The 13,651-nt window shown below is 41.6% G+C and carries 12 protein-coding genes; 10 read left to right on the forward strand and 2 right to left on the reverse strand.

Annotated elements, in window-relative coordinates; all coding sequences use genetic code 11:
- Window positions 1-233 precede the first annotated feature (233 nt).
- Window positions 234-1,394 carry a DUF362 domain-containing protein gene (locus ACEW8F_RS06970; protein WP_373482754.1) on the forward strand — a complete coding sequence of 387 codons (1,161 nt, stop codon included), beginning with the start codon at window positions 234-236 and terminating at the stop codon, window positions 1,392-1,394.
- Window positions 1,395-1,844: 450 nt separating this feature from the next.
- Here ACEW8F_RS06970 and ACEW8F_RS06975 read toward each other — a convergent pair whose 3' ends face one another.
- Entirely contained in the window at window positions 1,845-1,964 is a 120-nt protein-coding gene (locus tag ACEW8F_RS06975) for a cell filamentation protein Fic (RefSeq protein WP_373482755.1), read from the reverse strand.
- Window positions 1,965-2,396: 432 nt separating this feature from the next.
- On the opposite strand from ACEW8F_RS06975, the gene ACEW8F_RS06980 reads away from it, so the two are divergent.
- The 9 genes from ACEW8F_RS06980 to ACEW8F_RS07020 all read left to right on the forward strand — a co-directional run bounded on the left by ACEW8F_RS06980 (window position 2,397) and on the right by ACEW8F_RS07020 (window position 12,846).
- Window positions 2,397-3,767, forward strand: a complete 1,371-nt coding sequence (locus ACEW8F_RS06980) for an AAA family ATPase (protein WP_373482756.1) — start codon at window positions 2,397-2,399, stop codon at window positions 3,765-3,767.
- A complete protein-coding gene (locus ACEW8F_RS06985; protein WP_373482757.1) occupies window positions 3,760-4,170 on the forward strand; it encodes a hypothetical protein in 411 nt (136 codons plus the stop codon). Before ACEW8F_RS06980 ends, ACEW8F_RS06985 begins: the two co-directional genes overlap by 8 nt.
- A 377-nt stretch (window positions 4,171-4,547) precedes the next feature.
- Complete coding sequence (locus ACEW8F_RS06990) at window positions 4,548-5,060, forward strand: Fic family protein (protein WP_373482758.1); 513 nt, start codon at window positions 4,548-4,550, stop codon at window positions 5,058-5,060.
- A gap of 61 nt (window positions 5,061-5,121) precedes the next feature.
- Window positions 5,122-6,870: a DUF262 domain-containing protein gene (locus ACEW8F_RS06995; protein ID WP_373482759.1), complete on the forward strand. Its 1,749-nt coding sequence runs from the start codon at window positions 5,122-5,124 to the stop codon at window positions 6,868-6,870.
- 1 nt (window position 6,871) lies between these two features.
- A complete protein-coding gene (locus ACEW8F_RS07000; protein ID WP_373482760.1) occupies window positions 6,872-9,058 on the forward strand; it encodes a DUF262 domain-containing protein in 2,187 nt (728 codons plus the stop codon).
- A gap of 239 nt (window positions 9,059-9,297) precedes the next feature.
- Window positions 9,298-10,236, forward strand: a complete 939-nt coding sequence (locus ACEW8F_RS07005) for an alpha/beta fold hydrolase (RefSeq protein ID WP_373482765.1) — start codon at window positions 9,298-9,300, stop codon at window positions 10,234-10,236.
- 42 nt (window positions 10,237-10,278) lie between these two features.
- Window positions 10,279-10,509: a hypothetical protein gene (locus tag ACEW8F_RS07010; RefSeq protein ID WP_373482761.1), complete on the forward strand. Its 231-nt coding sequence runs from the start codon at window positions 10,279-10,281 to the stop codon at window positions 10,507-10,509.
- Between the two features lie 194 nt (window positions 10,510-10,703).
- Window positions 10,704-12,611 carry an ADP-ribosylglycohydrolase family protein gene (locus ACEW8F_RS07015; protein ID WP_373482762.1) on the forward strand — a complete coding sequence of 636 codons (1,908 nt, stop codon included), beginning with the start codon at window positions 10,704-10,706 and terminating at the stop codon, window positions 12,609-12,611.
- Window positions 12,604-12,846 (forward strand): hypothetical protein, encoded by a 243-nt coding sequence (locus tag ACEW8F_RS07020; RefSeq protein WP_373482763.1) that lies wholly within the window; start codon window positions 12,604-12,606, stop codon window positions 12,844-12,846. The genes ACEW8F_RS07015 and ACEW8F_RS07020 overlap by 8 nt, the downstream gene beginning before the upstream one ends.
- Before the next feature lie 402 nt (window positions 12,847-13,248).
- Here the strand turns inward: ACEW8F_RS07020 and ACEW8F_RS07025 are convergent.
- A partial coding sequence (locus tag ACEW8F_RS07025) for a hypothetical protein (RefSeq protein WP_373482764.1) occupies window positions 13,249-13,651 on the reverse strand: 403 nt, incomplete at its 5' end.

A 13,651-nucleotide genomic window follows, 5' to 3' on the forward strand; every position in this document is an offset into this window, starting at 1 on the left:
GACGAGTTGACAATTATGAAGTTGCTTAATCATGAAATTGCGAAATATGGTTTGGCAAAAATTTGAATTAAAAAACGCCTCAGCTATCAGATATTTTCGGATAACCGCATCATTTTTATCCTATCTTCGGAAAACCCGAGCTGATTCTGGCGCCGAGCCCGTTTTTACCGAAGGAGATGCGTTTCGGGCGATCGTTAATAAATATTTTTCACTTAAATTGGGAGGGTAAGAAAATGAGCAAGGTTGTTGTGAATGAATGTCAAAATTATAAGATCGAAAATGTCACTGAAAAAATAAATAATGGTATTGAATTGCTCGGTGGCTGGGATGCTTTTGTTAAGCCGGGCATGAAGGTACTGCTTAAAGTAAATTTAATTGGACCTAAACCCTCAGATTCGGCTGCAATCACCCATTGCGAATTTGTTAGAGCACTCACTCGAATATTAACACAAAAAGGCTGTCTGGTATGGATCGGAGACAGTGCCGGCGGCGCCATTGCAGGCATCGCACCAACAACTCAGAGTCTGGAAATATCCGGCTTGAAAAAAGTTGCCGAGGAAGAAAACGCCGAAATAAAAAACTTTGACAAGGAAGGCACCGTGGATCTGGGCGACAATCACAGTGTTATTGAGCGCCTCTATTTAGCAAAACCACTTTTTGATGCCGATTTTATCATCAATCTCCCCAAATTAAAAACGCATTCAGCCTGCATTTATACGGGGGCAGTCAAAAATGTTTTCGGGTGCATTCAGGGCTTAAGAAAAGCGGAGTATCACAAAGCAGCTCCAAATCCCAAGGATTTTGGCAAGATGTTAGTTGATATCCACGAAGCAACAAAAATAGGGCTTCATATTATGGACGGTATTACGGCAATGGAAGGTGAAGGCCCTACTGCCGGAAGTGTCTATTCGGCCAATAAAATACTAATGAGTACCGATCCATTGGCCCTGGATGCGACGGCAATAAAAATGATTGGTTTAGATATTAATGACATCCCAATCCTTCAAGCTGCCATCGAAAGAAAACTTGGTGAATCAGCTGCGGATGAAATTGAAATTTGCGGAGACTATGTTGAGGCACCACTGCTTCAAAATTTTGTCATACCCAAACGATTTACTTCAAAAAAGAAGAACGATTATGATGCTGTGATTAAGGTGATTGATTTTTTAAAGACGAAACCAAAAATTAATTTAAAAAAATGCCAGCAGTGCAATACTTGTGTCGATAGTTGTCCGATGCAGGCAATTGATCGGACCACTAAAAAAATAGACTATGCTAAGTGTATCGAATGTATGTGCTGCCACGAGCTCTGCCGTTACCAGGCGGTTGATCTTAAACGCGTCAATCCTGTTGCCGGCATCATGACAAAATTTTATCGCGGTAATTATAAATAAGATTTAAAGAGGTGAGGCTAATCCGATCTTATCATTCTGATAACGCGGATTTATTATGGACGACCGACACCAACGCGAGCCTCTGCAATCCGGTAATTTATCCACCAGCCTCTGAGGTGATGGATAAATTAAGTGATCCGAGTGGGACGGCGCACAATGGGATGGCGTTTTTGGGCGCTACAAGCTAATGCTTCAGGCATGTGCTTTCAATCATTCCGTTCTGCTGCCAGTCGTCTAAATCGACCAGTTCCAAGAAAGTCCTAGACGCCATAAAAACGCACGGGTTACAATTTATCACCATGTTTATCTGCTTTAATTTGAATCAACAATCTCGCTGATTTTGGCATACAGATCATTCTCGTCCTTCATCAGATGTCCCTGGGGTGGGACTGTGCCTGACACAGGGTGTGACTGTGCCTGACACAAATTTATAAACTTATTCGGAATAAGTCAGACCTGGTCAAGAGCAGAATCCAGCAGCGCTTCATCCCGGAGGCCATCACTTCTGCCGGTTTCGTGAATCAGCATGGTGTGAAGGCGCATCACCTGCTGACGGGACAATCGCTTCATTTGGCCAGTTCCTCAAAGGCGGCCTGATGTTTTTTAAGAATCCGTTTGGCAATGGCGTCGACCGCTTAGTCACCGTCACTTCTTCTTCCTGAAACTGGCTGAACTCAAACAGGACATAGCGGGGGGATTGTTTTTTTTAATAATGGCAGCGCCATTTTCATCTTCTGGTAGATGAATTGGGATCTGGCATCCGTAACACCTATAAATACAGTAAAACCTATTCCGCAAACTTAAAAAACTCAAAAACATCAAAAAATCTTGTCTTGAAAAAATGTTTGTTTAGTTTTTGTACTCAGGCCTCATTTCTTTATCTGATTGATTTTGTGTTGTAAAAATTAATATCGATACAAAATATTCCGAAAAATGTTTTTTGCCTTTTAAAAGCGGGTGCATTATGCTATCATATGGATACAAGTTAGTGGAGGTATCGTGATGAAAGATGTTGTTGTAAGAATAGCTGGTATTGAAATGGTCAATATCAAAAATGTGAGTTATGGGAAAATAGAACTCCAGGGCAATCAGTCAGCCGTTGATTCCGAAATGAAAGCGTATATTCTGGGGATTTATGGACAGAACGGCTCAGGTAAAACGGCGGTCATTGAAATCCTGGAATTCCTAAAAAAACTGATGTCCGGCAATTTTTTGCCACCGGAAATTCAGGATTACATTACCAAAGACAGCAATGAAGCCGAATGCAAATTTTCATTCTGGATCAAACACAAAAAAGAAGCCTTTAACTGTGACTATTCATTTAAAATAAAGCATTTTGAAAAAAGCACTTACATCACCAAAGAAAAACTAAGCTACAAGAATTGCACCGGCGAGGATAAAAAAGTTAATCTGGAATATCGGGTTGAGAATGAAGAATATCTCTTCACGCCGCAATATCGATTTAACGAATTCATCCAGAATGACCAGGCCCGTCGCATTGATGTCGCCGTTGCAAAAAAGCTGGCGATGAAAGAATGCCGTTCCTTTTTCTTTTCCGATGAAGTCATTAAGTTGTCGGAGACCTCAGATATCCCGGATCTGTCGAAGATACTAATGAGTTTGAAAGATTATGCCTTCAAAAATATCTTTATTATTAAAAATATCCATTGTGGTGTCATTAATCTGAATCTGGCGATGCCCTTCTCCTTTAAACAGAAAAATGCCGAAAAAGATGTTTTCGGCGATCTGGCGGTTTCTTTAATGGAACCTTCCGTTTTTCCGCAAAAGGAGTTCGATTTATTAACCGAAATTGTCAGCAGTATCAATCTGGTTGTTAAAGCCCTGATTCCCGATATGGCTTTAGTTATCCATAACTATGGCAAACAGATGACGGCCGAGGGCGACGAAGGGATTCGGTTTGAAATGCTGTCGCAGCGAAATGATCAGCTGATCCCGCTGAAATATGAGTCCGAAGGGATCAAAAAAATTCTGTCGGTCTTAAATCTGCTGATTGCGGTATACAATCTCCCGGGCATTTGTGTGGCCATTGATGAGCTGGACGCTGGTGTTTACGAGTATCTGCTCGGGGAACTGTTGGAGGTTCTGGAAAAAAGCGGCAAGGGTCAATTGATTTTCACCTCCCATAACTTAAGGCCACTGGAAATGATTCATAAATCGTCATTGGTTTTTACAACAACCAACGACAAAAACCGATATATTCGGTTTTCCAATGTAAAAAGCAACAACAACATGCGGGATGTTTATTTGCGGAGCATTAATCTCGGTGGTCAGAGTGAAGAAATTTATGCCGCAACCAGTGATTTTGAGATCAGTCGGGCATTTCGTAAAGCCGGGAGGCTGGTTAATGATTAGGAAAAAGGTGGTGTTATTTTTGGTCGAAGGCATCACCGATCAGATTGCCCTGGGCGCGATTCTTTCTAAACTGGTAGAAAATGAGCAGGTTCATTTTGAGATTGCCGACGGAGACATCACCACCCGGAATGGAATTTCAACAAAAAACGCCAAAGAGAAGGTTTGGTCCCATGTTAAAATATTTCTCGATAAGAAACGCTATACCAAGCAGGATTTGAAACAAGTCATTCATCTGATCGATACCGATGTGCTTTTGTGCCTGATTCTGCGGTTGTACCAACCACCCGGGCAAAAACACATTATTCTCAAGATCGGATTTATGCAAAAGACTGTGAAGCCATTAAGAAAAGAAATAATCTTAAGCGTGAAATCGTTAGTTGCTTGCACACGACTTCTAAGATAGGTGGTATTCCGTATCAAATCTATTATTTCTCCAGAAATCTTGAACACGCACTTCATAATCAAATCGAAGAATTATCATCTCGGGAAAAGCAAGAACTGTCAGAAAAACTGGAAGATGATTATTATGATAATCCGAAAGCCTTTGTTCAATTGATTAACAGCAATGAGATTCTTATTGTCGGAAACTACGAGCAAACATGGGAATTTATCAAACAGGATTTAAACTCATTAATTAGAGGCAGTAATTTTAGCATATTTTTTCAATGATTTTACATCGAGGAAACACCTTATGAGGAAGTGTCGGGGAAGTGTCGGTGCCTGTCAGTGCGGCCGTCATTTCCGGTGCCTTCATTTCCGGTGCCTTAAACGGATCGGGTGGTGACCGAAAACAGCAATAAGCCCCACGGCAATGGCATCATTGATCCCGAGAATTTTTCGCCCTTCCCCAAGAATCCCACCATTGCCAGATTCTTTAAAGAAATTGGGCTGGTGGATGAATTGGGGTTCGGCATCCGTAACACCTATAAATACACTAAAATCTATTCTGGCGCCGAGCCCGTTTTTACCGAGGGCGATGTGTTTCGGACGATAATACCCTTGACCATGCAAGCGAGTGACCAGGCTCCCATGCAAGCTACCATGCAAGCTGTACCTCAAGCTACCATGCAAACAGATGAAGAAATTTCTAGATTGCTGGAATATTGCAAAATACCCCGAACCCGAAGTGAAATACAGAAATATTTGAAGTTTAATAACCGAGATCATTTCAGAAAAAACATTCTCAACCCGCTAATCAAAGGCGGCCTTCTCAAACTGACCATTCCTGACAAACCGACCAGCCCCAAACAGAAGTATTATTCATCATCATTTCCGGTGCCAGGCTCAACTTAACTTGTTTTAAACATGATTAGGATTTAGCGCTCCGAAATAGCGAACAAGGAGAATTAAGAAGATGAATTTAGCAAATGCCGATATAAAGCTCGATACAAAGCTAGTTGGAACCGTTGCAGGTAAATTTTATATTCCCTCATATCAAAGAGGATATCGATGGGGAGAAGATCAGGTAACCCGGTTACTTGATGATGTAAATTCCAACGGTACGAAAAACTACTGTTTGCAACCGGTTGTAGTAAGGAGAAGAGAAGATTCCTTTGAACTGATTGATGGACAGCAACGATTAACGACGCTTTTTCTGATCTATAAATACATGAGCATTTCCAGTTCTGGCTTTTTTGATGAGCCCAAATTCGCCTTAATTTACGAAACAAGAGAAAAATCAGAAGAATTCCTTGCATCAATAGACCGTTTAAAAAAGGAAGAAAATATAGATTATTGGTTTATGTGCGATGCTTATGAGACAATTGAAAAGTGGTTTGGCAAAAAGGATAAAAAATCAACGTTGACGAACATCAACAAGTACTTTGATGAAAATGTCAAAATCATCTGGTATGAGGTAGATGAGACTGAGGATGCGATCGCCCTGTTTACGCGCCTCAATATTGGCAAAATACCCTTGACGAGTGCAGAATTAGTAAAGGCGATGTTCTTGAGCCGCGATAATAATCCCGAAATGGATCGGGAAAAGCAGGAAGAGATTTCTCTGCAATGGGACAATATTGAGAAGGCGTTGCATAATAACTCATTATGGTATTTTCTTACCAATCGCTCAAATGCAAAATATCAAACACGCATTGACTTGATCTTAGATTTGATTTCCGGCAAGCCGGTGGACAACAAGGAAAAATACTATACATTTTTCTACTTTGATGACTTGAATCAAGAGGAGAAGCTAAGCGAAATATGGAAAGAAATACAACATACATTTTTAATTCTCAAAGACTGGTATGAAGATCACGAGCTCTATCACAAAATCGGATACTTGATTGCTTCAAATACTAAATCTTTGCAGGATGTTTTCGCATTATCTCGGCGCGAAATAGACGGTAGAGGCATAACAAAAAACCGGTTCAAATCAGAATTAGATGCGTACATCAAGGAAAGTATCGCCATACCCACCAATTATTCTGAACTAAGCTATGAGAAAACGACAGATTACGCAAGAATTAGCAAGTTGTTGCTTTTATTCAATGTTGAATCGGTTCGGCAAAACGGCGAGCAGACTCATTGGTTTCCGTTTGAAAAATTCAAGTTTCAAAAAACAGGCAAAGTCACCTGGAGTCTGGAGCATATCCATGCGCAACAGTCAGAAGGTATGCGAAAACAAGATGATTGGAAGGAATGGCTAAGATTGCATATTCCATCGATTGTGGCCCTGGGAAAAGGGAACGACGCACTGATTGCAGAAATGAAAAATGCCAGTGATGCGGATCGTCAGGAACGTTTGGAGCGTCAGGAATTTGAAGACATCCAGCAAAAAGTTATACAAAAATTATCCGCACAGGGTAACACCGAGTATATGCATTCGATAGCAAACTTAGCCTTACTTAACATGAGTGATAACGCGGCTCTCAATAATTCCACATTTGATGTAAAACGAAATGCAATTATTGAAATGGACAAAAAGGGCCAATATATCCCATTTTGCACAAAGATGGTTTTCTTGAAATACTATACGCCATCAGCGAGCAATCAGTTGCATTTTTGGGGACAACCAGACCGGATCGCATACATAAAGGCGATCAATAGTACACTAAAAAATTACTTAGCCGAAGAAATTTCTATTGAAAAGGAGGTTGAATAATATGGGGACAGCGCTTAATACTTTTATTGGAATATTTAATACCGATTTTGAAGTTGACGAAGAAACTGTCCAACTGAAAAAGATAGCGATCCCGATTATTCAGCGCGACTATGCCCAAGGTCGTATCGATGCAGAGATTAATCGTATCCGGGCGCGTTTTCTGGACTCCTTGCACCAGGCCATAGAGGATGCTCCCATCACCTTGGATTTCGTTTACGGAGACATCAATGCTGATGGCGTAATGACACCGCTAGATGGTCAACAACGCCTGACGGCGCTTTTTCTACTCCACTGGTACGTCGCTAAGAAAGAAAACATTGACGCTTCAGAGTATCTTTTTTTGGAAAATTTCAGTTATGAGACACGGTACAGTGCGCGCGATTTCTGCTCTTTTTTAATCAAGTTTAATCCTTTATTTACAAATAAGCTGTCAGAAGAAATTGTTGATCAAGCATGGTTTCCTCTCGATTGGAAAAAAGATCCGACAATCAGCTCCATGCTGGTGATGCTTGACGCAATTCAGGATGAATTCGCAAAGACTCAGGGAATTTGGGAAAAGCTGAAGGATAAGGCAATAACCTTCTATTTTCTGCCCATCAAAGATATGGGTCTTACCGATGAATTGTATATCAAGATGAATTCGCGGGGAAAACCATTAACGCAATTCGAGCACTTCAAAGCTGAATTGGAACGTGAACTTCGGAAGATCGATGAACCGATGACAACGCGTATCATCAAGAAAATCGATCTTGATTGGACCGATATGCTCTGGCGCTATCGTGGTGACGATAATGTGATTGATGATGAGTTCCTGCGTTACTTCAAGTTTATTTGTGACATCATTTGTTACCAGAACGGCGGTACAACTCAAGGCAAGAGCAACGATGAATTTGACCTCCTGAAAGAATATTTTTCCGGTGTAAATATAAATGTGATGGCGAATATTCAAACCTTAGAAAAATATTTTGACTGTTGGTGTTGTCTTCAGGGTGAAAACACGCCGGACAAGTTTTTAGAACAATTCATTTCACACGAACATCAGACTGGAAAGATAAAAGTTGAAAAAAGGTACGTAATTAACATTTTCAAAGACTGCGTGCGTAATTATGCTGATATATCTGGCAATGGTAACAGGCTGTTCCCGTTGAATAGGATCATCCTTTTATATGCAGTGATCGCCTATCTCCTGAATAAAGACACAATAACTAGCGATGAATTTAGACGAAGACTGAGAATCGTAAACAACCTCATAATGAATTCCGAAGATGAGATCAGCGATAGCGAACTCAGAACAAGCGGTAATAGAATGCCATCTATTTTGAAGCAAGTTGATGCCATTATCAAAACCGGCACAATAGATGACACCATAGAGAAAAACCTGAACCTGACTCAATTGGTTGAGGAAGCTTTAAAGATTACGTGGGTCGAAAACAATCCGGACAATGCTGAAGCGTTATTTGAATTAGAGGATCATGAGTTGCTTCAAGGACAGATCAGCATTGTTGGTTTAGATCACACGCAATACTTCCTGCGTTTTCAATCGTTGTTTTCCTGCAGGCCGAACCTTGTTGATTGCGCGCTTATGTCCATCGGGAATTACGGGCAAAGAGAGAAAAATGGATGGAGATATCAATTAGGTTCGAAAAAGAACATGAAGGCTTGGCGAAATCTGTTTCACAAGAGCAGTAATGAAGGGTTTGAAAGAACAAAGGACGTTTTGTTGGAGTTGTTATCTCGCTATGATTCATTTACCGACGATCTTTTGTCCGGGATCATCAATACTTACATCAACGATTGCGAAACCAGCAATAACTATGAGTGGCGATATTACTACATTAAATACGATCTTTTCAGACCGGGAAGCTTTGGAAAGTATTACTGGGAGGATTTTGAGAAGTGTCCATACGAGTTTTTGGTAATGCAAACAGAGACAAATATTTCTGAATACACATACCAGCCGTTTTTAAAGGCAGTTTATAAAAATAAGCTGTCAAAAGATCATTATGGGCAACGCGCCATTGATGGTGACAATTATATAGTTTGCGCGAACGCTGCCTATGTTGTAAAGAAAACTTCTACAGATGAAGAAGTTCAGAGGTTATCAATCGCACAAAATGATAAAGGCATTGATACGGAAGATCGAATTAAAAAACTGCAGTTATTTAAGGTTAGCAGTGCCACTCTCTAAAATGTCGGTACCAGGCACACTTAAGTTAAACAGCATTGGAATTCGCTTCTGCTTGCCGGCGATGTCCCGGAACCGGTTTTAATCGACTGTATCCAACTGGCTTATCAGACCGTGTTGATGAAACTGACGAAAAAGAAACAGCGGGAAATTGCACAAAGCAGTCCTGCTGCCAGGCTACACTTAATCTAAGATCGTCCGGTTGGTTAACAACCTGATAATAAAATTTTAGGAGGTTTATGATGGCATTTGAAGAAAGAAGTTTCAGATCATTTAACGAACAGGATACAATCCAGGCTTGGATATACAAGCCGATTCGCAAACCCCGGGGAATTGTCCAGATTGTCCACGGTTTTGGCGAACATTCGCGTCGTTATCTGCATATGATTCTGAAGCTGAACGAGGCCGGGTTTGTGGTTGCCGCCGATGATCATGTCGGACATGGTAAAACCGCCGCGGAATCGGGAAATTGGAGTGACTGGGGAAATAAAGGCTACATGACGATGGCCGAAGATGAACACAGCCTGCGCCAATTGGTTCAGGCCGAATATCCGGGGCTGCCTTATTTTATGTACGGTCACAGCATGGGCTCGATGATTGCCCGATCCTATGCCGCCGCCTATGGTGAGGGCATCGACGGGTTGCTGATCTGCGGAACCTCGTCGGTTTTTCCAAAGACCGGGGAGCTGGCTGCGGCACTGCAAAAGTGTATCGACGAGGGCAAAGGTGAAGAAATTGATCCCAGTTATCTCGGGGTTCTTTTTGAATGGATGACGAACCGCATCGCTAATCCCCTGACTCCCAATGATTGGATCTCTGGCGATCCGGATATCGTCGCTGATCATGCCAATGATCCCTTCAACAATTTCACCAGCCCGCCGAATATTCGTTCAACCTATGATTTTATCATGATGATTGATAGCATTATCGGTACCCAGTGGGCCGAGAAAGTTCCGGCTGCGATTCCGGTTTATAATATTGCCGGCGATCAGGATCCCGTCGGTCTTTACGGCGAAGGTGTCTATGCGGTTTCAAGCTGGCTGGCGGAAACCGGCAATCAGGTCAAAACCAAGCTTTATTCCGGGTATCGTCATGAAATCCACAATTATCGGGATATTCGTGACGAGGTCGAAGACGGTATGATCGACTTTATTAATGAAATCATTAACTTAATAATTTAATAACCGAACCTATCCCAAAAATGTACATTCTTCTATGCAATAATGGATTATGATGAAATCTATCAATGTGGAAAATCAAATCCAACCGAATTTGACGAGCGGTTTGATATCTATAAAAATTACGAAAATAGAGTGATGAGCAACAATGACTATTACCAATTAATCGTCAATATTATCTTCTATTCTGGGTTTAGAGCCGCAACCGTGGAAAAGTATATGGAGGAAGAAATGAAAAAGACTCATATGTTGACCAGAATCGTGATCAAATTATAAAATTTGTAACAGGCGGTGGGGATTATCCGGTTACGGACAATGTATCCAGATGTTGGGTTCGAGTACCCAGCATTTAGTAGCAGGTTACCAAATCTCTGGAGCAGCTAAAAGTACTAGCGAAAAAAATGCAATAAGCATCTAATACCAATGAAGTTTGTGATAGAATTAAGCAAAAACAGCCTGAGAGGTGTAAAATGCTGGGAGCAATCATTGGCGATATTGTTGGATCGCGCTTTGAGTGGCACAATCATAAAAATAAAGAATTCGATTTTTTATCAGACCGTTGCTTTTTTACGGATGACAGTGTGTTGTCGTTGGCAATTGCCAAAGCAATCCTTGTATGTGCCGGGGATTATCAGGATCTTGAACAACAAGCGGTAACCGCCATGCAGGAAGTCGGCCGTCCCTATCCGAACTGCGGGTATGGGGGCATGTTTCGTGGTTGGCTGTATGCAGATCAGCCCAAGCCCTATAACAGTTTCGGCAATGGCGCCGCGATGCGTGTCAGTGCCTGTGGTTTTGCGGCGACATCATTGGCCGAGGCCAAGGAGCTGTCCCGGAAAGTAACAGCCGTCACCCACAATCATCCGGAAGGTTTAAAAGGTGCCGAAGCAACTGCCGTGGCCATTTATCTGGCCAAAACCGGGGAGAGCCGTTTAGCCATAGGGGATTTCATCAGGGCCCATTACTATCCCCTGGATTTTACCCTGGAGGAGATTCGTGACACTTACACCTTCAATGAAACTTGTCAGGAAACGGTCCCCCAGGCGATCGTGGCTTTTCTTGAAGCAACAGATTTTGAGGATGCCATTCGCAATGCGATTTCCATCGGCGGGGATAGTGATACCCTGGCGGCGATCACCGGTGCCATTGCCGAAGCCTACTACGGTGTACCGTCCGATATAAGCGAAAAGGCCCTCTCCTATCTGGACGAGGAACTGCGAGCGATTTACGATGAGTGGGCGGCTTTTATTGCGAGGTATAACGAACGCATTAGTCCGGAAGGTGAAAAAAGAAAGAACTTTCAACTGGATGAGCAACAATTTTTAGTAATAAAGGATTCGACTAATATTGATGTGTTAGATGAAAATTTGTATAGCTATGACAGTGCGATATTTGCATTAACGCCAGCAATACAAAATAGAACTTCTAACAGTTTGTTAGAAAAAATTGAGCAATTTATTGATTCTACTCCGGCAATCCAAAAGGCCGCTGACAATATCAAAAGTAAGACCGAGTATATCCCCAGACTTGACCTAATTCCGGAGGAAATTAAGCAAGCATTGCAAAACGGAGCAGCTGAATTAATCCCATGTAGAGAATCTGCGGATGCTTTTTTTCTTCAAATCAGGACGACAGTTAAAGGTCTTACGATAAACGGGAAAGAGTATGGTATTCACAGGAAAATTAAGGAGATCCCATTAGGCACTAAATCTATTCCGACAGATGTCACTGGAGCAATGCAATGCCTATCCATGCAAAGACAGTTAAATCAGATTGCTGACGGACTAAAGGAAATTTCAGAAACTTGCAAATCCAATTTTGGCAGAATAATTCAAGGGCAACGTGATGACCGACTTGCAAAACTATTCAGTAGCAGAAGCTGTTTTATTCAGGCTCTTGCCATGTCAGATGAATCTTTACAACGACAAATGCTCATACAAGCACTTGTTGATGCAAATTCTGCTCGGGCAGAACTTGCCTTTCAAATCAAATCGGATATCGCTTTACTCGGAGGCACAGAAAATATTAAAGCAAAAGATATGGTAAAGTTGGTCTGTGATATTAACACCGCCATTGTGGTAATGAATAACGCCGTTCAGATCTCTTTGTATTCGTATCAGGTTCTTGGCGAGCGTAATGCACAACTTGCGGTCGTTAAAGAACACGAGACTTTTGTTAAGCAGGTGTTGCTTAAAAATATTTGCTGCAATGGAAAAAAACATCTTGCCTGGGAGTTGATTTGCTCCTCTGGCAACAGAGGAAGTAACCAGCAAGATTTCGGATTACTTCCAGGGAAACTACTGCTTAGCTGTGATGCTTTTATTGAAAACAAAAGGAAAAATTCAACAGATTACTTGGAGGATAAATCGGATGAATAGCGAAAAAAATAAACAATGCAAAAGTAAGGATTGCAATAACCCTGTGCTTGAAGGAAAGTATTGCAATCTCTGCAAGCAAAAAAGAAAAGAGACGAGAGAAAATATTCTAAAAGGAACAGGAGCAGCAGCAAGCACTGCAGCTATTTTAGTTGTCAGTATCGTAAAGAACAAAGACACTTTAAAACAAGTTCCTAAAATTGTTGAAAACGTTGCGAAAGTGATTCTTAAAAAATAACGAAAATGATCAACAAACGATATTGCATCCTAATGCCATTCAAAATGATGGCGGTAAGTACGCATACGTCTTATATGCCAATGGCATCAAGCCTGACCTTGATTGTTCACTAAAAAAAGCAATGGCCGAATTACAGCATTTTATTTCAGAACAGGCGTCCTCTGCTAGGTTTCACAGACTAACATTTAACACCGGGGAGCAGTTCTGCCATTTTCAGATTTGTCTCCGAAACACCATCGTTTATTAACAACAAAACCTCGGCAACCTGTTTGTCGGGTTTTTTATATCGGGAGGTGGTACCTGCCCCTTAACATATTTGACCCTCGAATTCAAACAAAGCCGAACCAAATCAGCATTGCCGGTGCCAGGCTCAACTTAACTTTAAAATACGAAACTAGAAATTTAAAAACAATGAATTTTTGTAATCGGAGGTGATACCATGTCCCAAGATGAAGCGAAAATCAAGGCCGAGCTTGGATATGAAAAGTATCGAGCCAAAACAAAACCGATCTGAGCCCGTTCGAGAAAGATTTCATCGACAGTCTCAACGATACCCATAAAAAATTGAAAGTAAGAAAAGGAACAAACCATGAGTAAATTCGCTGTCATTGATACAGAAACAACTTGGGGTGATGAAGTGATGTCTGTGGGGATAGTCATTGCCATGCGACCACTTTCGAATTGATCGACCAACGTTATTACATTCTCACGCCGTTTAAAAATCACGGTGGGATGTACTCCTCCGCCCTCTATGCCAACGGCATCAAGCCGGATCATGAGTGTTCCCGGGAAAGGGCCATAGCCG

Origin of the sequence: Acetobacterium sp. (assembly GCF_041752335.1) — a bacterium.
Taxonomy (GTDB): domain Bacteria; phylum Bacillota; class Clostridia; order Eubacteriales; family Eubacteriaceae; genus Acetobacterium.